Genomic DNA, 26,726 nt, shown 5'->3' with positions numbered 1-26,726 from the left:
TCGACACCGCGCCGTGAGGTGGACAAGATGAAGCCCAGCGACGTCGACCGGCGTGCGCACGACGAGGAGGACGTGGACTGTGACAGCCGGCGTGCGCTCGAGGCGGCTGCCGTGGGCCTACCGGTTCGTGGCGTTCATGCTCCGCCCTCTGCTCATGGGCCTGACCAAGCGGGACTGGCGCGGGCTGGAGAACCTCCCGGCCGAGGGCGGGTTCGTCGTCTCGCCGAACCACATCTCGTACGCCGACCCACTCGTGTTCGCCCACTTCATGTACGACAGTGGCCGCGAGGCCTACTTCCTCGGCAAGGACAGCCTCTTCGCGATCCCGGTCGTCGGCTGGCTGCTCAGGAAGTGCGGACAGATCCCGGTCTACCGCAACTCGGTCGCCGCTGCCGACTCCTACCGCGCCGCCGTCGAGGCCGTGCGGGCGGGCAAGGCGGTCGGCATCTTCCCCGAGGGCACGATCACGCGTGACCCTGGCCTCTGGCCCATGCGCGGCAAGACGGGCGCCGCACGCGTCGCGCTCGAGACCCGTTGCCCGCTCATCCCCGTCGCGCAGTGGGGTGCCCAGGAGATCCTGCCGCCCTACGGCCACCGCCCCTCGATCCTCCCGCGCAAGACGATGAGGATGTATGCCGGCCCGCCAGTGGACCTGTCCGACCTCTACGGACGCCCGATCGACACGAAGGTGCTGCGCGAGGTGACCGACCGGCTCATGGAATGCATCACCGTGCTGCTCGAGGAGCTCCGCGAGGAGAAGCGGCCGACCGAGCGCTTCGACCCCCGCCGCCGCGGCCTCCCCGAGACCGGCGACCCGCTGCGGCAGCACGACGCCGGGAGCAGCAAGCGCACGGACGACGGCGAGGAGCAGCCGTGAGCACGACGCGCGTCGCAGTCATGGGCAGCGGCAACTGGGGCACCGCGTTCGGGGTCATCCTCGCCGACGCGGGCTGTGACGTGTCGATGTGGGCGCGGCGCCCGGAGGTCGCCGACGCGATCAACGCGGGCCGCAACGACGCCTATCTGCCCGAGCTCGACCTCCCGCCGTCGGTCCGTGCCACGACCGATGCCGACGAGGCCCTCGACGGCGCCGACATCGTCGTGCTCGCCGTCCCGTCGCAGACGCTGCGTGCCAACCTCTCCCAGTGGAGTGCCGCGATCCCGGCGGGGGCGCCCGTCGTCTCGCTCATGAAGGGCGTCGAGCTCGGCACGACGATGCGCATGAGCGAGGTCATCGCCGAGGCCGCGTCCGTCGAGCAGGGCCGCATCGTCGTCGTGTCGGGTCCCAACCTCGCGCCCGAGATCGCCCGCAAGCAGCCTGCGGCGGGCGTCGTCGCGTGCACCGACATGGCGACCGCCGAGCTCGTCGCGAGCGCCTGCGCGACGCCCTACTTCCGCCCGTACACCGACACCGACGTCATCGGCGCAGAGGTGTGCGGTGCGACGAAGAACGTCGTCGCGCTCGCCTCGGGCATGGCCGAGGGGATGGGGTTCGGCGACAACACCAAGGCCACGATCATCACCCGCGGGCTGGCCGAGACGACCCGCCTGGGCCTTGCGCTCGGCGCGCACCCGCAGACCTTCATGGGGCTGGCCGGTGTCGGCGACCTGATCGCCACCTGCATGTCGCCGCTCTCGCGCAACCACTCCTTCGGGGTGCGGCTCGGTCGGGGGCGCACCGTCGCCGAGGCCACCACCGAGCTGCGCACGACGACCGAAGGCGTGAAGTCGTGCGAGTCGATCCTCACGCTCGCCGAGCAGCACGATGTCGTCATGCCGATCTGCGAGCAGGTCGTCGCCGTCATCCGTGACGGCCATTCGGCGACCGAGGTCGGCCCTCGCCTCATGTCGCGCGACCTCAAGGCCGAGAAGCACTGAGCGCGTGAGTCGTTCACATCGAGCCGTGAGCGTACGAGGAGCGAACCAATGCCATCCGATCCCGACGTTCCCGACGTTCCCGACGCGTTCGACGTCTACACGGTCGTGGTCCTTCGCCGGCCGATGAGGGCACCGAACCTGTCCGATGACGACCTCGACGCCCTTCAGTCACGCCACCTGGCCTACCGCGCCGAGCTGGTGCGACGCGGCGTACTGGTCGTGAACGGGCCGTTCGACGAGCAGAGCGACCCGACGTACCGCGGGATGTCGATCTTTGCCTGTGACGCGGTCGACGCCGCACGGCTGTCGGACGGTGACCCGTCCGTCATGGCAGGGCGCCTCGAATACGACGTCATGGAGTGGTGGGTGCGTGCCGGTTCGTTGGCGTTCCCGTTCGCCGAGCGCCGGGTCGGGGACCGCCGGTCGATGCCCGACGACTGACGGGCCGGGCTGCCCACCCTGTGCAGCAGCGGGCTGGACCGCACGGTGTCGTCAGATGGCGCGCAGGGCCTGGTCGAGGTCGGCCCACAGGTCGTCGACGTGCTCGATGCCGACCGACAGGCGCAGCAGGTTGAACGGCACCTGCTCGGACTCGGTCGGGTGGCGGCGGCGGCGCTCGACCTGGGACTCGACGCCACCGAGGCTCGTCGAGTGCAGCCACAGCCGGGTGGCGTCGCAGACCCGTTCCGCCGCGTCGGCGTCGCCGGCCACGTCGATCGACAGGATGGCGCCCGCGCCGGGGTAGCGCACCCGCGAGACCGCTGGGTGCCCCGCCAGGCGACGGGCGAGCTCAGCCGCGGTCGCGCTCGCCCGCTCGAACCGCAGCGACAGGGTGCGCAGACCACGCAGGGCGAGGAAGACCTCGAGCGGTCCCGCGATGGCGCCGTGCAGCGTCCGGTGACGCAGCAGCCGCTCGCCGATCTCGCGGCCGCGGTCGGTGTCGGGGACGACGGTCGCGCCGAGGACGACGTCACTGTGGCCCGAGAGGTACTTCGTCACGGAGTGCACGACGACGTCGGCACCGAGCTCCAGCGGGCGGCACAGCAGCGGCGTCGAGAGCGTGTTGTCGACGACGCTCGTCACCCCGAGCTCGCGCGCCCGGGCGAGGACGACGTCGATCTCCGTGACGTCCATCAGCGGGTTCGTCGGGGACTCGATCCACACCAGGTCGGCCGACTCCAGTGCGGCCAGGAACCGCGCCGTGTCGGCAGCGTGCACACGCACCACGGTGCCGCCGGCCTTCTCGTGGGAGACGAGGAGGTCACCGGTGCCGTTGTAGGTCTGGTCGGGCGCCACGATGGTGGCGCCGACGGGCACGAGCGAGAGAGCCGCCGAGATGGCTCCCATGCCTGAGGCGTGCACGAGGGCGCGGCCGCGCTCGAGACCACCGAGAGCCTCCTCGAACGCGTTCCACGTCGGGTTGCCGGAGCGGGCGTAGTTGACGGGGCCGTCAGCGGCATACGTCGACGTCAGCTCCACCGGCACGTTGACCGAGGAGCCCGCCGAGCGGTCGGGACGGCCCGCCGATACGAGGAACGTCTCGACGTGCAGGTGCTGATCCGCGTCTGAGGCCACGTCCTCAGCGTACGAGCGGCCCCGCGGGTTCCGGATAGAGTCTCGTCTGATGACCACGGACCAGCCCCAGCCCGACCAGCCGAGCCGCCGCCCGCGCGTCGCCATCGTCTTCGGAGGACGATCCTCCGAGCACGCCGTCTCCTGCGCCACCGCAGCGGGCGTGCTGCGAGCCATCGACCGCAGCAAGTACGACGTCGTGCCCATCGGCATCTCTCGCGACGGCCAGTGGGTGCTCGCCGCCGACGACCCGTCCCGCTTCGAGCTCACGGCGGGCCGCACGCCCGAGGTCGAGCCGAGCGACGCGCACGTCGTCCTGCCGCTGTCGACGCGGGAGACCGCGCTGACGGTGCTCGAGGCAGGGCAGCCGCCACAGGAGCTCGGGACCGTCGACGTCGTCTTCCCACTGCTGCACGGTCCGTTCGGTGAGGACGGGACGCTCCAGGGCTTCCTCGACCTCTCCGACGTGCGCTATGTCGGCTCGGGCGTCTTCGCCTCCGCCGCCGGCATGGACAAGCACTACATGAAGGTCGTCTTCGCCGGGCACGGACTTCCCGTCGGGCCGTATGCCGTCATCACCGACCGCGCCTGGCGCACCGACCCCACCGCCGCGATGGACGCCTGCGCCGGCCTGTCCTACCCGGTCTTCGTCAAGCCCGCCCGGGCGGGCTCCTCGATGGGCATCACCAAGGTCGATGACCCGGCCGACCTCGCGGCCGCCATCGAGGCCGCTCGCCTGCACGACCCCAAGGTCCTCGTCGAGGCCGGCATCGCGGGTCGGGAGATCGAGTGCGCCGTCCTCGAGGGGCACGGCCTCGACGGGCCGCGCACCTCCGAGGTCGGCGAGATCGCGGTGCACGACAACCACTCCTTCTACGACTTCGAGGCGAAGTACCTCGCCGAGGCGGACGTCGACCTCAGCTGCCCGGCCGACGTGCCGGAGGAGGTCGGCAAGGAGGTCCGCCGACTCGCGGCGGAGGCCTTCGAGTCGCTCGGCTGCGAGGGGCTGGCCCGCGTCGACTGCTTCTACACCGACGACGGCCGCGTCATCGTCAACGAGATCAACACGATGCCGGGCTTCACGCCGCACTCGATGTACCCGCGGATGTGGGCGGCGTCGGGCCTCGACTACCCCGACCTCATCGACGAGCTCATCTCGCTGGCGCTCGAGCGGCGCACCGGCCTGCGCTGACACGAAGCGGCACGGCATACGCGTGGTGCGCGTCAGGTGCAGCGGCGACCGTTCCCGGGCAGCGTCTTCGCGAGGCTCGTGAAGGCCGGCAGGAGCAGGGGCACCGCGCCGTACCGCGCCGGTGCGAGGACCTCGATGGCGGGGTCACGGCCGTAGGTCGTGGCTGCGGAGCCGTCGCTGAGCGGACGCACCACCCAGTCGACGCCGTCGACGGTGACGCAGCCGTCGGTCGTGGGCCCGAGCGGGTCGAGGCCGCACCGGGCGATGATCGCGGGCTCGCCCCACGCTGCGACGGAGCCGTGCTCGGGCTGCGTCGGGACACGCTGGTGGCCGCTGACGTCGGCCGGCCACCGGGCAGCTGCGCACACGGGCGCCGACGCCTGGGGTGCGAGGGCGACCTCGGGGGGCCGGCTGCACGCGGACAGCACGACGGCGGCGCTGATGAGCGCCGCCGTCGAGAGGTGCTGACGTCTGGTCAGGGTCGGCCTCAGACGTGCACGACCGTGCAGGTGAGCGTGCGGGTGATGCCCGGGACGTCCTGGAGCTTGGCGATGACGAGCCGGCCGAGGTCATCGACGTTGGAGGCCTCGACGCGCGCGATGACGTCGTAGGGGCCGGTCACGTCCTCGGCCAGAGTGACGCCCGAGATCCCGGCGATCTGCTCCGCCACGCTCGCGGCCTTGCCGACCTCGGTCTGAATCAGGATGTACGCCTGAACCACGTGTCACCTCACTGTGTGTCGATCGTTGGACGGTCGCCCGAGACGCTGGTGGGGTCGGACGACCGGTCGGAACGGCAGGCCTCAGTGTGACTGCGACCGTGCCCTGACGCTACCTTGCCATGGGGCCTCACGTCCCATGGAAACCGGGCCCGTGAAGCGGCCGTCACCGAAAGGGTGTGTGATCCGTGCCGAACCGGCAGCGGCTCCAGCGTGGGCCGATGATGACGGGTGGCACGCCGCTGCGGTCGCTCGACGAGGACCAGCTGCTCGGACGGATCCTGCCGACCTTCGGGGTGACCGACGAGCTGCTCGTCCCGCCCGGTGACGACGCCGCGGTCCTGCGGACCTCCGAACGCACCATCGCGACGACCGACACGGTCGTGCTCGGTCGTGACTGGCTCGACGCGTGGTCCTCGGGTGCCGACATCGGTCACAAGGTGATCGCCCAGAACCTCGCCGACGTCGCGGCCATGGGCGGACACCCGACCGGCGTGCTCGTCACGCTCGTCGCCGACCCCGAGCTGTCGCTCGAGTGGGTCCTCGACCACGTGGCCGGTGTCGCCGAGGCCTGCGTCGCCGCTGGAGTCGCGGTGCTGGGCGGCGACCTCTCGTCCGCTCCCGCCGGCGTCGTCATGGTGTCCGTGACCGCGCTCGGCCGACTCGACGGCGAGCCCGTGCTCCGCTCGGGGGCGCGCGACGGCGACGTGCTCGCCGTCTGCGGGTCGCTGGGGCTCGCCGACGCCGGGCTGCGCCTGCTGCAGGCCGGTCACGCCGACCGCCACCCGAACGCGGTGGCCCGCCAGCGCCGCCCCGAGCCGCCCCTGGCCGCCGGCCCGGCGGCCGCAGCCGCCGGAGCGACGTCGATGCTCGACCTGAGTGACGGACTGCTCCGTGACGGAGGCCGCATCGCCCGATCGAGCGGCGTGGTCATCGACCTCGCTCCCGCGGACCTCGCGCCGTTCGTCGAGGTGCTCACCGACGCCCTGGGCGCCGAGGCCGCGCTCGACTGCGTGCTTGCCGGCGGGGAGGAGCACTCGCTCCTCGCGACGTTCCCGGCCGGTGTGCTGCCCGACGGGTGGCGCGCCGTCGGACAGGTCCGCGCGCCGGCGGCGGGCGAGGAGCCGGGGATCCTCGTCGCCGGACGGGTGGTCAGCCACACCGGCTGGGACCACTTCAGCGGCGCGTGACGGCTGCCGCTTCCCCAGCGGTTCGAGGTATGCCGTCGCGCCCGGGCGCGAGGAGTCGCCTCGACTCGGCAGTCCAGAGGGTACGAAGAAGGCCGGTCCCGAGGGACCGGCCTTCAGCGTTGGTGAGGGACGTTCAGCGAACGACCTTGCCCGCCTTGAGGCAGGAGGTGCAGACGTTGAGTCGCTTCGGCGTCACACCGTCCACCAGCGTCCGAACGCGCTGGATGTTGGGGTTCCAGCGGCGCTTGGTGCGGCGGTGCGAGTGCGAGATGTTGTGACCGAAGCTCGGTCCCTTGCCGCAGACGTCGCAGTTGGCAGCCACGGGTATCTCCTGAAATTCGATGTTGACGAAGTGCTGAGCTCCACCACTGAGACGGGGCCGACGCACGCGAGGGCGCACGTCACCCCGAGGTGTACGGGGGGAACCGGTCAAGAGTAGCCGACGAGCCGCCGGGACGACAAAACGGCCGGGCCGCCGGCTCCGGCGCCTCAGACGAAGGCTCGGGCCGCGTCGACGAGCTGGACGGCATACGGCTGGCCGTGGGACGAGGCGTGCGTCGCGAGCGGGTGCAGCTGGTGCAGCTCGATGAGCGCTCGCCAGCCCGGCGTCAGGCCCGCGGCCTCCGCGTACGCAGCGCCGATGAGGTCGAGCCCGGGGCAGCCGAAGAGGGCGAGCATCGCCAGGTCGGTGAGGCCGTGCCCGCCGTGCGCCGCCGGGTCGATGAGGACCGCTCCGTCGCGGGTGAACACGACGTTGCCCGACCACAGGTCGCCGTGGATGCGGGCGGGTGGGAGGTCGTCGTCGAAGTCGCCGGACGCGAGGCGGTCGCAGACCCGGTCGACGACCCGGGCCCCGGCGGCATCGAGGTGGCCACGGTCGACGGCGCGGCGCACGAACGGACGCACCCGCTGCTCGGCGTAGAACAGGCCCCACGTCGCGGTCGGGTGGTTGGGCTGGGGCTGCCGCCCGATCCACGAGTCACCCGTCCAGTCGGGTGGGGGAGAACCGAACGCCGGGGCGCCCATGCCGTGCGTGACCGCCAGGCCGCGCCCGAGAGCCTCAGCAGCCTCGGGAGTGGGCCGGGCCGCGTGGAGACGAGCCACGTCGATGTGGTCGGGACCGATGTCGCGGACCTCTACGACACGTGCGCCACCGAGTGGCTGCGCCTCGGCGAGCCAGCGCAGGCCGGCGGCCTCGACCTCGTAGAAGCCGGGCGGGGCGCTGGGCCACGACTTGCGGTGGTAGGTGGTGGAGGCGCTCGACACAGGGCCCAAGGTAGTCCGACCCGGCCGCGGGGAGGGCTTCGAGAAGCGGGCACCCCGTCCGGTGCATGCGACCGTCTGGGGGAGGCGCTAGCCTGCCGAGCATCGGCGAGCCCGATTTCCAGCACGACGAGCCAGGAGGACCGATGCCCGGCGCCGCGCCGCCGCCCGACGGGCCCCTCACCGTGCTCGACCTCGTCGCCGTGCGCCGGTGGGCCGTGCTGACGCGCTCGCTCTTCGCTGCCCGTCGTGCCGAGATCGACGCGCTCAACGTGTTCCCGGTCCCAGACGGGGACACGGGCACCAACCTCTACCTGACCTTCGACGGTGCGGTCGAGAGGACGCTCGCCGCCGCGGACGTCATGACCGCCGACGCGCTGCTCGCGGTGTTCGCCAAGCACCTGCTCTGGACGGCGCGGGGCAACTCCGGCGTCATCCTCAGCCAGCTCGCCCGTGGGTTGGCCGAGGGGTGCGCCGGGTCTGCGGAGATCGGCGGACGCGTCCTCGCCGAGGGGCTGCGGCATGCCGAGTCGCGGGCGCGGCAGGCGGTGACCGACCCCAAGGAGGGCACGATCCTCTCGGTCGCCAGTGCGATGGCCGAGGCGGCCACCCGTGCCGTCTCGGGTGAGGACGCCGCCTCGGGCGAGGACGCCGCCTCGGGCGACCCCGACGTCGGCGTCCACGCCGTCGCGCTCGCTGCCCTGAAGGCCTCACGTGAGGCCCTCGAGCGCACGCCCGAGCAGCTCGAGGTCCTGGCCCGGGCCGGGGTCGTCGACGCCGGCGGCGCCGGTCTCGTCGTCCTCCTCGAGTGCCTCGAGCGCGTCTGTGCCGGGCAGCGCGCCAGCTCCGGCTCCGACTCGGCCGACCGCCGCGCCCGGCTGCGACCCGACGCGGCGAGCGCCGCGCTCACCGCTGCCCGCCCCGTCGTCGACGACGACCGGGCCATCCCCGAGTTCGAGGTGATGTACCTGCTGCGCGACTGCGACGACGACGCCGTCGAGGCCCTGCGCCACCGCCTCGTCGAGCTGGGGGACTCCGTGCTCGTCGTCGGGGGCGACGGCGAGTGGAACGTCCACGCCCACGTCGACGACGCCGGAGCCGCGGTCGAGGCCGGTATCGACGCGGGCCGGCCGCACCGCGTCCGCATCACCCGGCTGACCGAGAACCACCGACTCGACGACCGCCCCCACCACACCCACGGGCACCCGGCGTCCCCACCCTCCGGGACCGCGATCGTCGCGTGCACGGCCGGTGTGGGGCTCGAGGCCCTGTTCGAGGAGGCCGGCGCGGTCGTCGTGCGCTCGGGCCCGGGTCGCCGCGCCTCGACCGGGAGCCTCATCGACGCGATCCGCGAGCAGCACGCCCGGGGGGCCTCCGGCGTCGTCGTGCTGCCCAACGACGGTGACACCCTCCTCGCCGCCGCGGCGGCGGTCCGGGCTGTCGCCGACGACGGCATCGAGGCCCACCTCGTGCACGTGCGCACCGCGGTGCAGGGCATCGCGGCCCTCGCCGTGTTCGAGCCGACCGCGCCGTCGGCCTCCAATGTGCTCGCCATGCAGGCGGCCGCGTCCGCGACGCGCCACGGCGGCGTCACGGTCGCCAACCGGGTGGCGTTGACGAGCGGCGGACCCTGTCGTCCGGGCGACGTCCTGGGCGTCGTCGACGGCGACGTGGTCATCGTCGGCTCCGACGAGCTCGACGTCGCACGCGACGTCGTGCGGCGCCTCCTCGGCAGTGGTGGCGAGCTCGTGACCGTCGTCGCCGGGCTCGACGCGCCCGAGGGCCTGCTCGACGCCGTCACCGCCGAAGCGCGCGGCGCCCACCACGGCATCGAGGTCTCCCTCATCGACGGCGGGCAGGCGGTCTACTCCGTGCTGCTCGGGGTGGAGTGACGCCGTGCCCGCCCTGACCGAGGACTCGCCCCTCACCAAGCTGCTCAAGAAGCCCGATGCCGAGCAGCTCGCCCGCACCAAGGGCATCCAGAGCGTCGGAGACCTCTTCGAGTTCGTCCCGCGCCGCTACGTCCGGCCCGGCCAGCTCACCGACCTGTCGTCGGTCCACGTCAGCGAGGACGTCCTCGTCGTGGCCGAGGTCAAACGCGCGTCGTCGCGCGCCATGCGCAACCGACGCGGCAAGATGCTGACCGTCGTCATCGGCGACGACCGCGGCAACGAGCTCGACGTGACGTTCTTCAACGCGTACGGCCACGAGAAGAAGCTCCTCCCCGGCGTGCGCGGCTTCTTCGTCGGCACGATCGGCGCCTACGGACGGCGCCTGCAGCTGACCCACCCGGAGTACGAGCTCTTCGAGGACGACGAGCAGGGCGAGGCCGCCGTCGAGTGGTACCGCACGCACCGGGTCCCCGTGTACTCCACGACGGGCAAGCTGAACTCCCTTCGGCTGCGCAAGCTCGTGCACACGGCCCTCGACACGGTCGACCGCATCCGCGAGCCGGTGCCCGACGACGTACGCGCAGCGCGCGGTCTCGTCGACCGTGCGGTCGCCCTCGAGCTCGTCCATCGGCCCGCCGTCGACGACCTTCCCTCTCGGGGGCTCGAGCGCCTGAAGTACGACGAGGCGTTCGTCCTCCAGACGATTCTCGCCCAGCGCCGCAAGGCCGCCGAGTCCGAGCTCGCGACGCCCCGGCCCCCACGGCCCGGCGGGCTGCTGGCCGCCTTCGACGCACGGCTGCCGTTCGAGCTCACGGCGGGCCAGCTCGAGGTCGGGGAGGTGCTCGCGTCCGAGCTGGCGTCCGACCGTCCGATGCACCGGCTCCTGCAGGGCGAGGTCGGCTCGGGCAAGACGGTGGTGGCGCTGCGCGCCATGCTCGCCGCCATCGACGCGGGTGGCCAGGCAGCGCTCCTCGCGCCCACCGAGGTCCTCGCCGCACAGCACCACAGGTCGATCACGACGATGCTCGGCGACCTCGCTCAGGGCGGAATGCTCGGCGGCGCCGAGTTCGGCACCACAGTGGCCCTGCTCACCGGCAGCCAGAGCGTCGGTGTCCGCCGGCGCGCCCTGCTCGACGCGGCCTCGGGCGAGGCGGGGATCGTCGTCGGCACGCATGCGCTCATCCAGAAGCACGTGCAGTTCGCCGACCTCGCCCTCGTCGTGGTCGACGAACAGCACCGCTTCGGCGTCGAGCAGCGAGACGCGTTGCGTGAGAAGGGGGTCCGTCCGCCACACGTGCTGGTCATGACTGCCACGCCGATCCCACGCACGGTCGCCATGACCGTCTTCGGCGACATGGAGACCTCGACGCTCCGCGAGCTGCCCAAGGGCCGTTCCCCGATCGCGACGCACGTCGTCGACGCAGACCGGCCGGGCTGGGTCGAGCGCACCTGGCGGCGGGTGGCCGAGGAGGTCGCGAAGGGACACCAGGCGTACGTCGTGTGCCCGCGCATCGGCGACGTCGACCACGACGCGATCACTGGGGCGGCCGGCAGCCGCGACTCGTCCGACGAGGACGCCGGGTGGGACGACTGGGGCGGAGACGACGACAGTGAGGTTCCCGAGCGTGAGCTCACCGGCGTCTACGCCATGCTGAGCACGCTGCGCGCCACGCCGGCCCTCGACGGGCTCCGCATCGAGGTGCTCCACGGCCGCCTGGACGCGGATGCCAAGGACGCGACCATGCGCGCCTTCTCGGCCGGCGAGATCGACGTCCTCGTCGCGACGACAGTCATCGAGGTCGGCGTCGACGTGCCCAACGCATCCGTCATGGTCGTCGTCGACGCCGACCGGTTCGGCATCTCCCAGCTGCACCAGCTGCGCGGCCGCGTCGGCCGTGGCTCGGTGCCGGGACTCTGCCTGCTCATGACCCAGGGCGCGGGCGAGCGTGCTGTCGAGCGCCTCGACCAGGTCGCCGCCACCAACGACGGCTTCGAGCTCGCCCGGGCCGACCTCGTGATGCGCCGCGAGGGAGACGTCCTCGGCGCTCGTCAGAGCGGGCGCGGCAACTCGGTGCGCCACCTGCGGCTCGGACGGGTCGAGGACGAGCAGATCATCGCCGATGCCCGCGAGGACGCGTTCGCACTCGTCGGCGACGACCCTGACCTGCGGGCCCACCCGGCGCTCGCGGCCGCCGTCGCGACGCGCCTCGACGAGGACCAGGCCGCCTGGCTCGAACGGGGCTGAGATGACGCGCATCATCAGCGGCAGCGCCGGCGGCAGGAGGCTCCAGACGCCCCCTGGCTCGTCGACGAGACCGACGTCCGACCGAGTCCGCGAGGCCCTCTTCAGCCGCCTCGAGCACCGCGGGCTGCTCGATGGCACGAACGTGCTCGACCTGTATGCCGGCTCGGGTGCACTGGGGCTCGAGGCAGCGAGCCGCGGCGCCGCCCTCGTGCTGCTCGTCGAGTCGCACAAGTCCGCCGCCAAGGTCATCCGGGCCAACGTCGGAGTCGTGGGGCACCCTCACGTGCGGCTGCTCACCGACACCGTCGAACGAGCTCTCGCGGCCGGGCCCCCGGCCGGTGCCCGGATGGACCTCGTCCTGCTCGACCCGCCCTATGACGTCTCGGAGGAGTCGCTGGCTGCCGTGCTGGCATGTCTCGTCGAGAAGGAGTGGCTCGCGCCCGAGGCGTTCGTCGTGGTCGAGCGCTCGAGCCGGTCGCCCCAGCCGACCTGGCCCGGCGGGCTCGAGCTGTCGGGCGAGAAGCGCTACGGGGAGACGACGATGTGGTTCGCCGAGCCTCGGCCCAACGATGTCGTCGCGTGAGACCGCCGCCGACGACCCGCGCGGCGGCCGGGGCCTCGGCTGCGGGGTCCCCGAGCGCCCGGACGGTAGGTTGGGCGCGTGACGAGCGACGCGCGCCGGTGTGTGTGCCCCGGTTCCTACGACCCTGTCACCAACGGGCACGTCGACGTGGTGACCCGGGCGAGCCGGCTGTTCGACGAGGTGGTGGTCGCGATCCTGCACAACCCGAGCAAGAAGGGGACGTTCACCATCGAGGAGCGCACGGCGCTGATCGAGCAGTCCGTCGGCCACCTGCCCAACGTCCGCATCGGTTCGTGGGGCGGCACTCTCGTCGTCGACGTGTGCCGTGAGGTGGGTGCCGCAGCGATGGTCAAGGGCCTGCGTGGGGGCACCGACTTCTCCTACGAGCTGCCCATGGCGCACATGAACCACCACCTGACCGGCGTCGAGACGCTCTTCATCGCGGCCGACCCGACGCTGCAGCACGTGTCGAGCTCGCTCGTCAAGGAGGTCGTGCGCTACGGCGGCGACGTGAGTGGCCTCGTCCCGGACGCCGTCCTGGCCGCGTTGCGGGAGCGCCTGGGCTGATTTGGGCGCGGGGTCCCCCTCCGGTAGCCTTGGACGTCGGTCCACGTCCGTCTTGGCGCGGACCGAACCATCTACTGTGCGCAGGAGTCATGGACCGTCCCGATCCCCGTTCTCCACTGGTGCTCGACACCAGGGAGCTCAACCGGCGACCGGGCACGATGCAGGAGCTCCAGCGCACGGTGACGTTGCCCGACGACCTCGGCACCGACGTCATCTCGATCAAGCCCGGGTCCCCGGTCGAGGTCGAGGTGCGGCTCGAGTCCGTCGTGGAGGGCGTCCTCGTGACGGGTTCGGTCAGTGGCACGGCGACCGGCGCCTGCGTGCGGTGCCTGGATCCTGTCGAGCTCGTTGTCGACGGGACCTTCCAGGAGCTGTTCGCCTACGCCGACCGGGCGGCGCACCACCACGAGGTGGGAGCCGACTCGGACGAGGACGAGGTGCACGAGCTGGTCGGTGACCTCATCGACCTCGAGCCCGTGCTCCGGGACGCTGTCGTGCCGGCGCTGCCGTTCAAGCCAGTGTGCCGGCCGGACTGCCCGGGGCTGTGTTCCGAGTGTGGGATGCACCTCGCGGAGGACCCGGACCACCAACATGAAGTGATCGACCCGAGGTGGTCGTCCCTCAGCGGACTGCTGGGGAACGACCCGCAAGAGAAGAGGAACTGACGTGGCTGTCCCGAAGCGGAAGATGTCGCGCTCCAACACCCGTTCGCGTCGCGCGAACTGGAAGGCAACGCCGACGACGCTGACCACGTGCCCCCAGTGTGGTGCCGCGGCCCAGCCGCACATCGCGTGCCCGTCGTGCGGCACGTACAAGGGCCGTCACTACGCCGTCGCCGAGCGCACCGAGCACCAGGCCTGATCACCCCGTGAGCAGCCCCGTGAGCGACGTTGACGCTGGGGGTGTTCCCGCTGTGCCGCAGCGGCCCGTCGATGCTCTGATCGCCCACCTCCATGAGGTGGTCGGCCAGGACATCGACGAGCCGCTGCTGCTGCGTGCCCTGACGCACCGCTCGTACGCGTACGAGAACGGCGGACTGCCCAACAACGAACGCCTCGAGTTCCTCGGTGACTCGGTGCTGGGCCTCGTCGTGACCGAGACGCTGTACCGCGAGCACCCGGACCTCGCCGAGGGCCAGCTCGCCAAGCTGCGCGCGGCGGTCGTCAACATGCGGGCGCTCGCCGACGTCGCGCGCACGTTCGACCTCGGCGAGTTCGTCATGCTCGGCAAGGGCGAGGAGGCCACGGGCGGGCGCGACAAGGCCTCGATCCTCGCCGACACGCTCGAGGCGCTCATCGGCACGGTGTTCCTGTCCGCCGGCATCGACGACGCCGCGCGCTTCGTGCACCACCACTTCGACCCGCTCATCGAGGAGGCCGCGACGCTCGGCGCCGGCCTCGACTGGAAGACGAGCCTTCAGGAGATGGCTGCCGGTGCCGCGCTCGGGTCGCCGGAGTACCGCGTGGGGGAGCAGGGCCCCGACCACGAGAAGGAGTTCCACGCCCGCGTCGTCGTCGGCGAGGAGGTCCTCGGCGAGGGCCGTGGCCGCTCCAAGAAGGAAGCCGAGCAGAAGGCCGCCAAGGAGGCGTGGCACACGCTCGACGAGCGCCGTTCCGACGGCCCGTCCATCGGTGCGTCCGACGCTGCTTCCGCCGCGCCCAAGACGGCGTCCAACGGGTCCAGCGGCGGCCGCACGTCGCCGGCCTCGCCCGAGGCCCCCAGCCGGGCCTGAGCGGGCGTGCCCGAGCTTCCCGAGGTCGAGGTCGTCCGGCGTGGCCTCGAGAGCCACGTCGTGGGCCGGCACGTGACCCGCGCCCGCATCACCGGCGTGCGAGTGGCCCGACGCCACGATCCCGGACCCGCTGACCTCGCGGCCCGCCTCCACGACGTCACCGTGACCGCGGCCTCCCGCCGCGGCAAGTACCTCTGGCTCGCCCTCGACGGCGAGGACGCCCTCATCGTCCACCTCGGCATGAGCGGGCAGATGCTCGTCGAGCCGGCGGACGCACCGCTCGAGAAGCACTGCCACGCCCGGTTCGACTTCGCCGACGGCGGACCACAGCTGCGGTTCGTCGACCAGCGCACCTTCGGCGGGCTCGCGCTCTCACCGCTGGGAGGCGACGGCATCCCCGAGTCGGTCGCCCACATCGCGCCCGACCCGTTCGAGGCGTCCTATGACCAGGCGGCCGTCGTGCGCCGCATGAAGCAGCGTGACAGCGCCGTCAAGCGCGCCCTGCTCGACCAGTCCCTGGTCTCGGGCATCGGCAACATCTACGCCGACGAGGCTCTGTGGCGCGCCAAGGTGCACGGCGAGCGCCTCTGCTCGGCGCTGACCAAGCCGACACTGGCCCGCATCCTCGACCACGCCCGCGACGTCATGTCCGAGGCGCTCGGGCACGGCGGGACGAGCTTCGACGCGCTCTACGTCAACGTCAACGGGGCGAGCGGCTACTTCGACCGGTCGCTGCACGCCTACGGCCGCGCTGGCACCCCGTGCGACCGGTGCGGCGCGACGATGCGCCGCGAGCAGTTCATGAACCGCTCGTCGTTCTCGTGTCCCGTCTGCCAGCCACGACCGCGGCGACACCGCCAGTCCTGACGTCCGGAGCGGGCGGGCCGAGAAGGTGCCGCGGCTCAGTGGCCGCCGCGCCGCCTCGGTGCGGGACGCGTCGGGTCGTCGAGCACGCGCCCCACGTGATCTGGCACGATGATCGGCCGCAGGCGCGCCCACGTCATGAACGCCGCACCCACGACGAGCATCACGAGGCCCGCCCACAGGTTGGCGTTGACGCCGCCCGTCTTTTCGTACGCCTTGTCGCCGAACAGGCCCATGAGGGTCAGGACCACGCCGTAGATGCCGATGAGGGCGCCGATGAAGTTGCGGATGTCGAAGGCGCCCGCGGTGTGCCGGGTGAGCCTGGTGTCGTCGGGGTCGGGCGCGGTGAGCTCGGGGTCGGTCATGTCGGCGCTCCTCTCAGAAGGCCAGGTTGAGGATGATGACGAGGACGAGCGCGACGCCGGCGAGCGGGATCGTGCGCTGGTACCACGGCAGACGCGACTCGTGCGGGTCGACCAGGTCCTCCTTGGGTGTCTCGGAGTAGACGAGGCCGCGCAGCTCGGAGGCGGGCTTCGGCTGGGTCAGGAGTGACACGACGATGCTCAGCACGATGTCGACGACGAAGGCCGCCGACGCCGCGAGGAACGCCGCCCCCTGGCCGCCGATGGGGATGACGCCGAGGCTGACGTCTCCGAAGGCGTCCTCGGTGAGGAAGGCCACCAGCACGGCCGACAGGGTTCCGGCCGACAGTCCGACCCACCCGGCGGTCGCCGTCATCCGCTTCCAGAACATGCCGAGGATGAACGTCGCGAAGAGCGGCGCGTTGAAGAAGCCGAACAACGTCTGGAGGTAGTCCATGACGTTGCTGAAGGAGCTTGCGACGACAGCCGTGCCGATGGCGATGACCGTCGCGGCCACGGTGGCGAGCCGGCCGATGCGCAGGTAGTAGTCGTCGGAGTGGTCCTTGCGGATGTAGCGCTGCCACAGGTCGTAGCTGAAGACCGTGTTGAACGCCGAGATGTTGGCGGCCATACCGGCCATGAACGCGGCGAGCAGGCCGGCGATGGCGACGCCGAGCAGGCCGTTCGGCAGCACGTCACGCATGAGCAGCAGCAAGGCGTCGTTGTACTTGACCCCCTCTCCGGACGCACCGCCCGCCGGCGAGCCGCCGGCCTTGAGCTCGGCGATCTCCTTGACGAGGACGGCGGCGACCATGCCGGGAAGGATGACGATGAACGGCACGAACATCTTGGGGAAGGCGCCGATGATCGGGGTCTTGCGCGCGGCCGAGATGGAGTTGGAGGCCATGGCGCGCTGGACCTCGACGAAGTTCGTCGTCCAGTAGCCGAAGGAGAGCACGAAGCCGAGGCCGAAGACGATGCCGACGATGGACCAGACCGGCGAGTCGAAGCCCGACAGGGCCTGGCCGGGCCACGACTCGAGCTGCTGCCCGGCAGGCGGGACCGCTGCCGAGGCGGGCGCCGATGCCGCGAACTCGGCGACCTTGTCCTTGAGCCCCTGGTAGCCGCCGACGCGATGCAGACCGATGAGGGTCAGGGGGAGCAGTGCCGCGACGATGACGAAGAACTGGAGAACCTCGTTGTAGATCGCCGCCGAGAGGCCGCCGAGCGTGATGTACGACAGCACGATGGCGGCCGCGACGAGCAGCGCGACCCAGAGCGGCCAGCCCAGCAGCGCGTGCACGATCGAGCCGAGCAGGTAGAGGTTGACGCCGGCGATGAGGAGCTGGGCGAGCGCGAAGCTGAGGGCGTTGACGAGGTGGGCACCGGTGCCGAAGCGCCGGAACATGAACTCGGGGACCGAGCGCACCTTCGAGCCGTAGTAGAACGGCATCATCACGACGCCGAGGAAGAGCATGGCGGGGATGGCACCGACCCAGAAGTAGTGCACGGTCGAGATGCCGAGCTCGGCCCCGTTGGCCGACATGCCCATGATCTCGACGGCACCGAGGTTCGCCGAGATGAAGGCGAGACCGGTGACCCAGGCCGGTAGCGACCTGCCCGAGAGGAAGAAGTCGATCGAGTCGGAGACGGCGCGCCTCGCCATGACCCCGATGCCGAGGACGAAGACGAAGTACAGCGCGATGATGAAGTAGTCGACGACGTTGGCGTCGATCAGGGTGTCCGCAGTCGGCAGACCCGCCAGTGCGTGCATGCGATCAGTCCCTTCGTTGGGCATCGATCGATTCACGCTAGCGCAGGGTGCCGGGCCCGGCGCGTCAGGACGATGGGGCGGCGTGTGCCCTCGTGATGAGCCTTTTGAGCGGGACCGCTGGGTCTGCGGCCGCCTCGGCCTCGATCGTCATGCCCTTCTCGAGTGCGCGTTTCACGGCAAGGTAGTCCGCGCTGCTCCCGACCGACTCGACGGCGACGAGCAGTCCTTCTCGGTAGCTGAGCACCGAGAAGCGTTCTGCCGCAACGTCGCCCCGGACGACGACATGGTCCGCGCCAGCTGACAGCCCGGCCATCTGCAGGCGGAGGTCACCTTGGTCGCTCCAGAACCACGGCACCTGGTCGTATGCCGTCGGGTGGCTGGCGAGGGTCGCGGCCGCGGCGCGCGCCTGGTCGGTCGCGTGGGGCACGCTCTCGAGGCGCGTAGGGCCGGGCAGCCCACGGGTGAAGGGATTCGGGCCGACGGCGCAGTCGCCCGCGGCCACTGTCACGCCGTCGGATGTGAGGGCATGCGCGTCGACGACGATGCCTTGCGGATCGACGCGGAGCCCCAGCCGCTCGGCGAGCTCCGTACGCGGCACCACACCGATGCCGACCACGACGACGTCGGCGGAAAGTGTCGTGCCATCGGCAAGCTCGACGCCCGCCGCACGCGATCCGTCGCCGTGCACACGGACTGCACTGGCGTCCAGAAGGATCCGCGTGCCCCGTCGCTCGTGCGCGTCGCGGACGAACTCGGACAGGGTGGCGGTCACCGCACGGGCGAGGAGCCGGTCGGTCGCCTCGACGACGGTGACCTCGCTGCCGAGCGTGCGTGCGCCGGCAGCGATCTCGAGCCCGATGAAGCCACCACCGACCACGACGACCCGGCGCGCACGCGCCAGCTCGGGCGCGAGCCGGTCGGCGTCCGCGAGCGTGCGCACCGCGTGGACACCGTCGAGGGTGGCGCCGTCGACGGGCAGGAGCCGGTTCGTCGCACCGGTCGTCAGCGCGAGACGCTCGAACGTGATGACTCGTCCCGACGCGGTGGTGGCGCGCCCTCCCGAGGTCTCGCGCTCGAGATCGACGACCGCGTCACCCGTGACGAGCTCGACGCCGTGCTCGGCGAACCAGGACCGGTCCCGGAAGACGAGCGAGGCGCGGTCGTGCTCGCCGCGCAGGTAGCTCTTCGACAGCGGTGGTCGCTCGTAGGGCGGCTCGGACTCGTCGCCGACGAGCACCACGGGTGTCAGGTCCCCGAGCTCGCGCAGCGCCGTGACGAGCGAGATGCCTGCCTGTCCGGCGCCGACGACGAGGATCCCGCTCTCCTGGGCTTCCATGGTTCCCACCCTAGGGTGGTCGCATGACGTGGTTGCCCGCGAGCCCGGAGGCCGTGTTCACCTACGGAGCGCCGCAGCTCAAGTTCGGTCCCGGCGCCGCCGACGAGGTCGGCCACGACCTCACCGTGCTCGGCGCGACACGCGTGCTCGTCGTCACCGACCCCGGCGTCCTCGCGACCGGCTGGCCGGACCGGGTGGCTGCCGGCGTCCGCACCGCCGGTCTCGAGGCCGTCGTGCACGACTCGGCGCACGTCGAGCCCACCGATGCCAGCCTCCTCGCCGCGGTGGAGCGGGCCCGCGCCGACGGACCCTTCGACGGCTTCGTGGCGGTCGGCGGTGGTTCGGCCATCGACACAGCCAAGGCCGTGGACCTGATCCTCACCGACGGCGGCGAGCTCATGGACTACGTCAACCTGCCGGTCGGGGCCGGTCTGGCGCCGGGCCGGCCCCTGGCACCGCTGGTCGCGGTGCCGACGACGACCGGGACGGGAGCCGAGAGCACGACGATCTGCGTCCTCGACGTGCTCTCCCTCAAGGTCAAGACGGGGATCAGCCATGCCCGGCTGCGTCCGGCGCTCGCCGTCGTCGACCCGCGCCTCACGGCCACCCAGCCCGCCGGCGTCACCGCCAGCGCCGGGATGGACATCCTGTGCCACGCGCTCGAGAGCTGGACCGCGCGTGCTTACACGAGCTACGAACGCAAGCAGCCGGCGGAGCGCGTGCCCTACTGCGGCAGCAACCCGATCTCGGACCTCTGGTCTGAGCGCTCGATGTCCTTGTTGGCCAAGGCATTCCGGGCCGCAGTGCGCGACGGCTCCGACGAATCGGCCCGCGGCGACATGGCGCTCGCAGCGACGTTCGCGGGCCTCGGCTTCGGCAACGCCGGCGTACACGTGCCGCACGCGATCGCGTATCCGGTCGCCGGCCGCGTCCGTGACTTCCACCCCGAGGGCTACCCCGGCGACGAGCCGATGGTGCCGCACGGCATGGCCGTGGCGCTGACAGCACCGGAGGCGTTCCGATGGACGTTCGAGGCCGACCCGGACCGTCACCTCGCCGCCGCTCGGCTGCTCGATCCCGGCCACGGCCCGCGCTGGAGCGCCGAGCCGCGGGACGTGCTGCCCGGGGTTCTCGTCGACCTCATGCGCGACGTCGGCATGCCCAACGGGCTCGCGGCCGTCGGCTATGACGAGGGGGACGTCGACGACCTCGTGGATGGCGCGCTCAAGCAGCAGCGTCTTCTCGCGACGAGTCCCCGCGAGGTCGGCGCCGACGCCCTGGCGGCGATCATCACGCGTTCGCTCCACCTCTGGGCGTAGAGAGGTGTCGACCACGCGCGCAGGCCGCCTGCGGGCGTGAGCTCCCGTTGGACGGCATACAGTGCCGTCTGTGACGACGGAGCCCACGCACCTGCCCCTGCCCCTCGACAGCGACTGGCTCGACTGGGTCGGCGCCCGCGGCGAGCAGCAGCTCGCGCTGGCCCGATCGCTCGTCGACGGCCTGCGCACGGACCCACCGAAGGACACCCTCGAGGTGCTCCGGGTCTGGAACGACGCCCAGGTGGCGCTCTCGAACGCCGCCTCCGTCGGCTCGCTCTTCTCGGAGGTGCACCCCGACAAGGCCGTCCGCGACCGTGCCGAGAGCGTCGCCCAGCAGGTGCAGAAGCTCGACACGGACCTCGGCCTCGACACCGAGCTGTACGCCGTCTTCGCGGGTCTCGACGGCACCGGCCTCGACCCGGACGCGGCACGCGTCCTCGAGCGCACGCTGCGCGACTTCCGCCGCTCCGGTGTGGACCGTGACGAGGCGACGCGCGACCGGCTGCGCGAGCTGAGTGAGCAGAGCATCCTGCTCAGCCAGGAGTTCAGCAAGAACATCCGCGAGGACGTCCGCAGCATCCGCGTCACGCCTGACCGCCTGGCCGGGCTCCCGCAGGACTGGGTCGATGCCCACGAGGTCGGCGAGGACGGTCTGGTCACCGTCACGACCGACTATCCGGACGTCGTGCCGTTCCGCACCTTCGCGCACGACGCCCAGGCCCGACGCGACCTCGTCACCCAGTTCCTGACGATCGCGTGGCCCGCCAACGACGCCGTGCTCCAGAAGATCTTCGCCGTGCGCCGGGAGCACGCCGCCCTGCTCGGCTACGACTCGTGGGCCGACTACGACGCGGAGGTCAAGATGATCGGCAACGGCAAGGCCATCGCCGAGTTCATCGACCGCATCACCGAGCTGTCGACCGTGAGCGCCGAGCGCGACAAGGCGGTGCTGCTCGATCGGCTGCGCCAGGACCGGCCCGACGCGACGGACATCGACGGCGCCGACGTGGCGTACTACGCCGAGCTCGTCCGCAAGGAGCAGCTCGCGGTGGACGCACAGCGGGTTCGCACCTACTTCCCCTTCGAGTCGGTGCGCCAGGGCCTGCTCGACGTCACGGGCCGCCTCTTCGGCCTCGAGTGGACGCCCGTCGCGCGCGAGGACGCCCGCGCCTGGCACGAGGAGGTCGCGACCTACGACGTGTCGTTCAACGGTGAGCGGATCGGGCGCATCCATCTCGACCTGCACCCGCGCGACGGCAAGTACAAGCACGCAGCCCAGTTCGACCTCGCCCGCGGGGTCGCCGGCACGCAGCTCGCCGAGGGCGTGCTCGTCTGCAACTTCAACCGGGGGCTGATGGAGCACGACGAGGTCGTGACGCTCTTCCACGAGTTCGGCCACCTCGTGCACCACGTGCTCGCCGGCCGCACCGAGTGGGTGCGGTTCTCCGGGGTCGCGACCGAGTGGGACTTCGTCGAGGCGCCGAGCCAGATGCTCGAGGAGTGGGCGTGGGACGCCGACGTGCTCGCGACCTTCGCACGCAACGCCGAGGGCGAGACGATCCCCGCGGACCTCGTCGAGGCGATGCGGAAGGCCGACGACTTCGGCAAGGGCTACGACGCGCGGACGCAGATGTTCTACGCCGCGCTGTCCTACGACTTCCACGTGAACGAGACCGACGACCTGACGGCGCGGCTGCGCGAGCTCATGGGCCGCTACTCCGTCTTCCCGTACCTCGAGGGCACGCACATGCAGTGCCACTTCGGGCACCTCGACGGGTACAGCTCGGCGTACTACACCTACATGTGGTCGCTCGTCATCGCCAAGGACATGTTCTCCGCGTTCGACCGCGGCGACCTGTTCGACCCCGAGGTCGCCGGCGCCTACCGTGACAAGGTCCTCGCGCAGGGTGGTCGGCTCGACGCCGCCGACCTCGTCGAGAGCTTCCTCGGCCGTCCGTACACGTTCGACGCGTATGCCGCCTGGCTCGCCGAGTGACGGCGTGGCGGTCACGGCGCTGACGGCGTACCCCGTCAAGTCCCTCGGGGGCGTCGCCCTCGCCGAGGCCGTCGTCGAGGAGCGGGGGCTGCGGGGCGACCGGCGCTGGGCCGTCGTCGACCCTGACGGCACGAAGGTGACGGCACGCGAGGAACACGGGCTCCTCGGGCTACGGGCCGAGCCGCTCGACGGCGGGGCTGTACGTCTCGTCGCGCCCGGTGGCGACCCGTTGGTGGTCGAGCCGCCGCGCGACGCTGAGCCGGTGACGGTGTCGTTCTCGGGCCAGGACAGCGCGCGGCCGGCAGGCGACGCGGCTGCGGAATGGCTCTCGTCGCGGGTCGGCAGGCCGCTGCGCCTCGTGTGGCAGGACGACACGACGGTCCGTCCGATCCGGCCCGACATGGGCGGCGTCGAGGGTGACCGCAACTCGCTGTCCGACGCAGCGCCGCTCCACGTCACGTCGGAGGCCTCACTGCGCCGCCTCAACGACTGGCTGCTCGAGACGGCCCTCGAACGTGGCGAGCAGCCCGTGGAGCCCTTGGGTCACGAGCGGTTCCGGCCCAACGTCGTCGTCGACGGCTGCGAGCCGTTCGCCGAGGACGCCTGGACGTCGGTCCGCATCGGCGCCGTGACCTACCGGCACACCATGGTGTGCGACCGCTGCGTCATGACGACGATCGACCGTCAGGACCTTCGCACCGGCAAGGAGCCCATCCGCACGCTCGCCCGGCACCGCAGGTGGGACGGCGCGACGTGGTTCGGTGTCCGGCTCACGCCGGTGCTGCCGCTCGCAGCAGGGGCGAGGATCAGGGTCGGCGACGAGGTCGTCGCCACCTGAGCCGCCCGGGGAGTGATCCGCGGAGTGATCGGCGGAGTGATCCGCGCGTGCGTGGTCAGTGCCGCAGCCGGGCCAGCACGTCGCGCAGCTCCGTGACTGCGGCCGCGTCCTCCGGGCTCAGGGACGCGAGCGGCGTGACCGACAGTCGGCGGTAGACCGCGGCCATGCCCCTGAAGAGCTCCTCCGATGCGCCGGCCGCGCCCTGCGTCTGCGCGATGCTCTCCATCTCGTCGACGAAGCGTGCGCTCTTGGCCGTGGCGGCGGCGATCCGTGGACCGGCATCGGCGACCTGCTCGGGGAGCTCCTCGGCAAGGTCGTCGAGCACGTGGCGCAGCACCCCGAGCGCGTCGGCAGTCTGCAGGGCCTGCGCCCACAGTGCCGTCGTCCCCTTGTAGATCGACGCGGTGCACATCTTGACGCCCGAGGCCGGACCCGGTCGGTCACCGACGACGCGTCGGCGCAGACCGAGGGCCGGCCGTTGGGCGACCTCGTCCGCGCGGGCTCCGGACAGGTAGAGCATCGTGTCGCCGTGCGGTGTCGGTGGTCCGCCGCTGACGGAGCCGTCCACGAGGTCGAGGCCGGCGTCCGCCGCCCGCACGGCAAGCGCGGTGACGCGGTCGGGGGAGACGGCGTTGGCGTCGAGCAGCAGCGGCCGCGCCCCTGTCGCCCGGGCCGCGGCGAGCACCGCGTCGAGCACGTCGTCGGCGGCGGCCGGGGGACAGATGCACACCACCAGGTCGCTGGCCGCCACCACGGCGTCGAGGTGGGGGAGCAGCTCGAGACCCGCGGCGAGGGACACGGTGCGTTGGCTCCGACCCGCGACCGTGGCCACGACCCGGGCCCCGGCAGCGGACCAGGCACGTCCCAGCGCCGAGCCCATGGCTCCCGGCGAGACGATGCCGATGGTGCGGATCGACTGCACCTCGAGGCCGAAGCCCGACGTGGGTGCGGCGGTCGGTGGCGGGGTGGGTCCGGGTGTGGGGCCGCTCGTCACGGGATCGGTAGCTCCTTGAGGACGACCTTCTTGCCGGTGCTGCGCTCCGAGAGGTCGGCGAGCGCCTGACGCACCGTCTTGGAGAAGAGGTGGGCACCCTTGATCGTCGGGTGCACCCGGTCGGACTGCACCTGGTCGGGGTGCGCACGAATGGCGTCGGCCCAGTCGGCCACGATGACGTTGGGACGGTCGCGGGCGATGAGGTCGAAGGCCGCGTTGTCGGTGTCGACCCGGGCGAACGGGCCCATGACGTTGACCAGCACGACCATCCGCCGGGGGCCGAGCGCGTCGAGGACCTTTGTGACGTCCGCCTCGTCGACGCCCGCGTTGGTGCCGAAGGCGAGGACGACGGCGCGACGGTTGCCGCCGCCGCGCGCGGTCACCTCTGCGAGACCGTCGGACCAGCGTCGGTTGGACTTCGCGTCGATGCGGATGCCGGGGAAGTAGTAGCGCATGGCCTGCAGGCTGCCGACCATCATCGAGTCACCGTATGCGTCGATCTCGGGGCCGCTCGGCATCGTGAACGACGCCTTGGTGGCCGTCGCCCGGGCGTCGGTGGACGCCGTGGCCCCGGGCGGCGGGCCGGACCTGCCCGAGTGCCCCGCCGGCGAGTCGGTCATCGAGTCGGCGCGCGCCGACGCCTCGTTCTCGGCGAGCATCCTGGCCGTCACGCTCTGGTCCGGCGCGGTCACCACGATGACGGCGGTCGCCACCGCCAGCGCGGCGACGGCGCTGCCGGCCACCTGCTTCGCGCGCCGGGTCAGCGCGGACAGCCGGCTCCGCACGCTCGTCACCACGCCCCGGAAGCCGAGCGTGCGGAACGGCGTCTCGACGAACCGGAACGTCAGGTCGGCGAGCGCAAGAGTGACGAGCACGCACCAGAGCCGGGTCAGCAGGTGCGACATCGTGCCCGGGGCCGACGGGTTGTCGAGGGCGACGAGCAGGATGACGGGCCAGTGCCACAGGTAGATGGAGTAGGAACGGGCCCCCACCCAGCTCGCCACCGGGTGTCGCAGGGGGCGCTGGAACGCGCTCACGCCGTCCGGTCGCCTCTCGATGACGCCCATGACGAGCACTGCCGTGGCGAGTGACGCGAGGACGATGCCGCCGCGGAAGGTCAGCGTCGACTGCTCGTCGAGGAGGGCCATCTCTGCCAGCAGGACCACGCCGGCCAGAGGGACGGCATACGCCCCGAGCCGCCCCCAGCGCGTGGGTGCGACCCAGAGCGCGAGGCTGGGGCTGGCCCACGCGAAGGCGAGCGCGGCGCCGGCCATGAGCCCCATGACATGGGTGTCCGTGCCGTAGTAGACGCGCGTCGCGTCGAGGCCCGGGGTGAAGAGCAGCGCCATGAGCAGCGAGGACGCGGTGCCGACCGCGACGGCGACACCCACGCGCACCCGGCCGGCCACGGCGAGCAGAGCAAGGACCACGAGCGGCCACGCGAGGTAGAACTGCTCCTCGACCGCGAGCGACCAGAAGTTCATGAACAGCTGTGGGGCCGTCTGGTCGAAGTAGCTCGAGCCGGCGCCGATCTCGGTCCAGTTCGTCGAGAACGTCAGGGCACCGAGCAGCTGCCGGCCGATGTCGACGAGGAGGTCCTGGCTGACGAGCCGCGCGATGAGCACGCTCGTCAGGACGCACAGCACGAGGGCCGGGACGAGGCGGCGCGCGCGCCGCACCCAGAACTGGGACAGCGCGATGCGGCCGGTGCGGTGGTGCTCCCGCACGAGCAGGGTCGTGATGAGAAAGCCGGAGACGACGAAGAAGACGTCCACGCCGAGGAAGCCGCCGGGCAGCCACGACGCGTTGAGGTGGTAGACGAGCACACCGGTGATCGCGAGGGCGCGCAGTCCGTCGAGGCCCTCGATCCGGCTCTGCCGGGCACGCCCCGACCGGGGGACGCCCCCCGAGGTCGTGTCTGCGGTCTGACCGGTGCCAGCCGCCCGAGAAATCGCCGACGTCGTCACGTCGCTCCTTCCGTGGGCTGCAGTGAGTGGAGTCACCGCTGTGCCTGGTGTGAGCATAGGTACGGCTGGGGACGACGTTGCGGCGCCACGCGGGCATACGGTGTCGGGGTGGTTGGGACGAACGAGCACGCTCCTGAGGACGCTGACGACAGGGACGAGGCAGTGGTGCGAGTGACGATCTTCGTCCGGGGCACGGTGCAGGGTGTCGGCTTCCGCTGGTGGACGCGCGCCCAGGCGCTCGAGCTCGGTCTCGTCGGTCATGCACGCAACACCGCCGACGGACGTGTCGAGGTCGTCGCCCAGGGGCGCGCGACCGACGTGGCGCGGCTCGAGGAGCTGCTCCGCGAGCACCCCACGACGACACGCCGGCCCGGCTACGTCGACAGCGTCGTCGTGCAGCGGGGTGTTCCGAGGGACGGAATCTCCGGTTTCGTCGAACGCTGA

General features: G+C 71.8%; 27 protein-coding genes. 17 read left to right on the top strand and 10 right to left on the bottom strand.

What is annotated here, in order from left to right; all coding sequences use genetic code 11:
- Window positions 1-79: 79 nt before the first annotated feature.
- Genes H9I49_RS09545 through H9I49_RS09535 form a run of 3 tightly spaced genes read left to right on the top strand, consistent with a single transcriptional unit; the run spans window position 80 to window position 2,319 of the window.
- Complete coding sequence (locus tag H9I49_RS09545; protein WP_370587508.1) at window positions 80-877, top strand: lysophospholipid acyltransferase family protein; 798 nt, start codon at window positions 80-82, stop codon at window positions 875-877.
- Window positions 874-1,878: an NAD(P)H-dependent glycerol-3-phosphate dehydrogenase gene (locus H9I49_RS09540; protein WP_370587507.1), complete on the top strand. Its 1,005-nt coding sequence runs from the start codon at window positions 874-876 to the stop codon at window positions 1,876-1,878. Before H9I49_RS09545 ends, H9I49_RS09540 begins: the two co-directional genes overlap by 4 nt.
- A 48-nt stretch (window positions 1,879-1,926) precedes the next feature.
- Entirely contained in the window at window positions 1,927-2,319 is a 393-nt protein-coding gene (locus tag H9I49_RS09535) for a YciI family protein (protein ID WP_188030104.1), read from the top strand.
- A gap of 51 nt (window positions 2,320-2,370) precedes the next feature.
- On the opposite strand, the gene H9I49_RS09530 is transcribed toward H9I49_RS09535, so the two are convergent.
- Entirely contained in the window at window positions 2,371-3,453 is a 1,083-nt protein-coding gene (locus H9I49_RS09530; RefSeq protein WP_370587506.1) for a PLP-dependent aspartate aminotransferase family protein, read from the bottom strand.
- A gap of 49 nt (window positions 3,454-3,502) precedes the next feature.
- Between H9I49_RS09530 and H9I49_RS09525 the strand changes: the two genes are divergently transcribed.
- Entirely contained in the window at window positions 3,503-4,642 is a 1,140-nt protein-coding gene (locus H9I49_RS09525; RefSeq protein WP_188030102.1) for a D-alanine--D-alanine ligase family protein, read from the top strand.
- Window positions 4,643-4,674: 32 nt separating this feature from the next.
- On the opposite strand, the gene H9I49_RS09520 is transcribed toward H9I49_RS09525, so the two are convergent.
- Complete coding sequence (locus H9I49_RS09520; RefSeq protein ID WP_370587505.1) at window positions 4,675-5,010, bottom strand: DUF3515 family protein; 336 nt, start codon at window positions 5,008-5,010, stop codon at window positions 4,675-4,677.
- Window positions 5,011-5,129: 119 nt separating this feature from the next.
- Window positions 5,130-5,363 carry an Lrp/AsnC family transcriptional regulator gene (locus tag H9I49_RS09515; RefSeq protein WP_030146698.1) on the bottom strand — a complete coding sequence of 78 codons (234 nt, stop codon included), beginning with the start codon at window positions 5,361-5,363 and terminating at the stop codon, window positions 5,130-5,132.
- A gap of 218 nt (window positions 5,364-5,581) precedes the next feature.
- On the opposite strand from H9I49_RS09515, the gene thiL reads away from it, so the two are divergent.
- On the top strand, window positions 5,582-6,550 hold the full coding sequence (gene thiL, locus H9I49_RS09510) for a thiamine-phosphate kinase (RefSeq protein ID WP_188030445.1): 969 nt from the start codon (window positions 5,582-5,584) through the stop codon (window positions 6,548-6,550).
- Between the two features lie 133 nt (window positions 6,551-6,683).
- Here the strand turns inward: thiL and rpmB are convergent, their stop codons facing one another.
- Entirely contained in the window at window positions 6,684-6,872 is a 189-nt protein-coding gene (rpmB, locus tag H9I49_RS09505; RefSeq protein WP_020142801.1) for a 50S ribosomal protein L28, read from the bottom strand.
- Window positions 6,873-7,039: 167 nt separating this feature from the next.
- Entirely contained in the window at window positions 7,040-7,816 is a 777-nt protein-coding gene (locus H9I49_RS09500; RefSeq protein WP_370587504.1) for a fructosamine kinase family protein, read from the bottom strand.
- Window positions 7,817-7,959: 143 nt separating this feature from the next.
- Between H9I49_RS09500 and H9I49_RS09495 the strand changes: the two genes are divergently transcribed.
- From H9I49_RS09495 to mutM, 8 genes are all read left to right on the top strand, one after another.
- Window positions 7,960-9,705, top strand: coding sequence for a DAK2 domain-containing protein (locus H9I49_RS09495; RefSeq protein ID WP_188030099.1), 1,746 nt, complete (start codon window positions 7,960-7,962; stop codon window positions 9,703-9,705).
- 4 nt (window positions 9,706-9,709) lie between these two features.
- Window positions 9,710-11,950 carry an ATP-dependent DNA helicase RecG gene (locus H9I49_RS09490; protein ID WP_188030098.1) on the top strand — a complete coding sequence of 747 codons (2,241 nt, stop codon included), beginning with the start codon at window positions 9,710-9,712 and terminating at the stop codon, window positions 11,948-11,950.
- Window position 11,951: 1 nt separating this feature from the next.
- On the top strand, window positions 11,952-12,533 hold the full coding sequence (gene rsmD, locus H9I49_RS09485) for a 16S rRNA (guanine(966)-N(2))-methyltransferase RsmD (protein ID WP_188030097.1): 582 nt from the start codon (window positions 11,952-11,954) through the stop codon (window positions 12,531-12,533).
- Window positions 12,534-12,611: 78 nt separating this feature from the next.
- Window positions 12,612-13,100, top strand: coding sequence for a pantetheine-phosphate adenylyltransferase (coaD, locus tag H9I49_RS09480; protein WP_188030096.1), 489 nt, complete (start codon window positions 12,612-12,614; stop codon window positions 13,098-13,100).
- An 89-nt stretch (window positions 13,101-13,189) separates the two neighbouring features.
- Window positions 13,190-13,765: a DUF177 domain-containing protein gene (locus H9I49_RS09475; RefSeq protein WP_188030095.1), complete on the top strand. Its 576-nt coding sequence runs from the start codon at window positions 13,190-13,192 to the stop codon at window positions 13,763-13,765.
- Window position 13,766: 1 nt separating this feature from the next.
- Window positions 13,767-13,961, top strand: coding sequence for a 50S ribosomal protein L32 (rpmF, locus tag H9I49_RS09470; RefSeq protein WP_045191645.1), 195 nt, complete (start codon window positions 13,767-13,769; stop codon window positions 13,959-13,961).
- A gap of 52 nt (window positions 13,962-14,013) precedes the next feature.
- Window positions 14,014-14,832, top strand: coding sequence for a ribonuclease III (gene rnc, locus H9I49_RS09465; RefSeq protein ID WP_370587536.1), 819 nt, complete (start codon window positions 14,014-14,016; stop codon window positions 14,830-14,832).
- Window positions 14,833-14,838: 6 nt separating this feature from the next.
- Window positions 14,839-15,699, top strand: coding sequence for a bifunctional DNA-formamidopyrimidine glycosylase/DNA-(apurinic or apyrimidinic site) lyase (mutM, locus tag H9I49_RS09460; protein ID WP_188030093.1), 861 nt, complete (start codon window positions 14,839-14,841; stop codon window positions 15,697-15,699).
- Between the two features lie 35 nt (window positions 15,700-15,734).
- On the opposite strand, the gene H9I49_RS09455 is transcribed toward mutM, so the two are convergent.
- The 3 genes from H9I49_RS09455 to H9I49_RS09445 form a co-directional block, all read right to left on the bottom strand.
- Window positions 15,735-16,061: a hypothetical protein gene (locus tag H9I49_RS09455; RefSeq protein ID WP_188030092.1), complete on the bottom strand. Its 327-nt coding sequence runs from the start codon at window positions 16,059-16,061 to the stop codon at window positions 15,735-15,737.
- Window positions 16,062-16,074: 13 nt separating this feature from the next.
- On the bottom strand, window positions 16,075-17,832 hold the full coding sequence (locus H9I49_RS09450) for a sodium:solute symporter family protein (RefSeq protein WP_188030091.1): 1,758 nt from the start codon (window positions 17,830-17,832) through the stop codon (window positions 16,075-16,077).
- 64 nt (window positions 17,833-17,896) lie between these two features.
- Entirely contained in the window at window positions 17,897-19,168 is a 1,272-nt protein-coding gene (locus H9I49_RS09445; RefSeq protein WP_188030090.1) for an NAD(P)/FAD-dependent oxidoreductase, read from the bottom strand.
- Window positions 19,169-19,191: 23 nt separating this feature from the next.
- On the opposite strand from H9I49_RS09445, the gene H9I49_RS09440 reads away from it, so the two are divergent.
- The 3 genes from H9I49_RS09440 to H9I49_RS09430 all read left to right on the top strand — a co-directional run bounded on the left by H9I49_RS09440 (window position 19,192) and on the right by H9I49_RS09430 (window position 23,321).
- Window positions 19,192-20,487, top strand: coding sequence for a hydroxyacid-oxoacid transhydrogenase (locus tag H9I49_RS09440; RefSeq protein ID WP_188030089.1), 1,296 nt, complete (start codon window positions 19,192-19,194; stop codon window positions 20,485-20,487).
- A gap of 70 nt (window positions 20,488-20,557) precedes the next feature.
- A complete protein-coding gene (locus H9I49_RS09435) occupies window positions 20,558-22,483 on the top strand; it encodes a M3 family metallopeptidase (protein ID WP_188030088.1) in 1,926 nt (641 codons plus the stop codon).
- Between the two features lie 4 nt (window positions 22,484-22,487).
- Window positions 22,488-23,321 carry an MOSC N-terminal beta barrel domain-containing protein gene (locus H9I49_RS09430; RefSeq protein ID WP_188030087.1) on the top strand — a complete coding sequence of 278 codons (834 nt, stop codon included), beginning with the start codon at window positions 22,488-22,490 and terminating at the stop codon, window positions 23,319-23,321.
- 55 nt (window positions 23,322-23,376) lie between these two features.
- Here H9I49_RS09430 and H9I49_RS24415 read toward each other — a convergent pair whose 3' ends face one another.
- Both H9I49_RS24415 and H9I49_RS09420 read right to left on the bottom strand, forming a co-directional pair.
- Window positions 23,377-24,315 carry an NAD(P)-dependent oxidoreductase gene (locus H9I49_RS24415; protein WP_223128474.1) on the bottom strand — a complete coding sequence of 313 codons (939 nt, stop codon included), beginning with the start codon at window positions 24,313-24,315 and terminating at the stop codon, window positions 23,377-23,379.
- Window positions 24,312-26,282 carry an acyltransferase family protein gene (locus tag H9I49_RS09420; protein WP_188030086.1) on the bottom strand — a complete coding sequence of 657 codons (1,971 nt, stop codon included), beginning with the start codon at window positions 26,280-26,282 and terminating at the stop codon, window positions 24,312-24,314. Before H9I49_RS09420 ends, H9I49_RS24415 begins: the two co-directional genes overlap by 4 nt.
- A 108-nt stretch (window positions 26,283-26,390) precedes the next feature.
- Here H9I49_RS09420 and H9I49_RS09415 point away from each other — a divergent pair, with 108 nt between their 5' ends.
- Complete coding sequence (locus tag H9I49_RS09415) at window positions 26,391-26,726, top strand: acylphosphatase (RefSeq protein WP_370587502.1); 336 nt, start codon at window positions 26,391-26,393, stop codon at window positions 26,724-26,726.

This window comes from Terrabacter sp. MAHUQ-38 (assembly GCF_014518425.1).
Classification (GTDB): domain Bacteria; phylum Actinomycetota; class Actinomycetes; order Actinomycetales; family Dermatophilaceae; genus Terrabacter.
Note: the sequence above shows the minus strand (reverse complement) of the source record. Positions and strands in the feature narration are given on the sequence as shown.

Bases quoted from the DNA above. Each gene is read 5' to 3' on its own strand.
- H9I49_RS09535 (WP_188030104.1), top strand. From the start codon at position 1,927: ATGCCATCCGATCCCGACGTTCCCGACGTTCCCGACGCGTTCGACGTC.
- H9I49_RS09525 (WP_188030102.1), top strand. From the start codon at position 3,503: ATGACCACGGACCAGCCCCAGCCCGACCAGCCGAGCCGCCGCCCGCGC.
- thiL (WP_188030445.1), top strand. From the start codon at position 5,582: ATGATGACGGGTGGCACGCCGCTGCGGTCGCTCGACGAGGACCAGCTG.
- H9I49_RS09495 (WP_188030099.1), top strand. From the start codon at position 7,960: ATGCCCGGCGCCGCGCCGCCGCCCGACGGGCCCCTCACCGTGCTCGAC.
- rsmD (WP_188030097.1), top strand. From the start codon at position 11,952: ATGACGCGCATCATCAGCGGCAGCGCCGGCGGCAGGAGGCTCCAGACG.
- H9I49_RS09475 (WP_188030095.1), top strand. From the start codon at position 13,190: ATGGACCGTCCCGATCCCCGTTCTCCACTGGTGCTCGACACCAGGGAG.
- H9I49_RS09455 (WP_188030092.1), bottom strand. From the start codon at position 16,061: ATGACCGACCCCGAGCTCACCGCGCCCGACCCCGACGACACCAGGCTC.
- H9I49_RS09450 (WP_188030091.1), bottom strand. From the start codon at position 17,832: ATGCACGCACTGGCGGGTCTGCCGACTGCGGACACCCTGATCGACGCC.
- H9I49_RS09445 (WP_188030090.1), bottom strand. From the start codon at position 19,168: ATGGAAGCCCAGGAGAGCGGGATCCTCGTCGTCGGCGCCGGACAGGCA.
- H9I49_RS09440 (WP_188030089.1), top strand. From the start codon at position 19,192: ATGACGTGGTTGCCCGCGAGCCCGGAGGCCGTGTTCACCTACGGAGCG.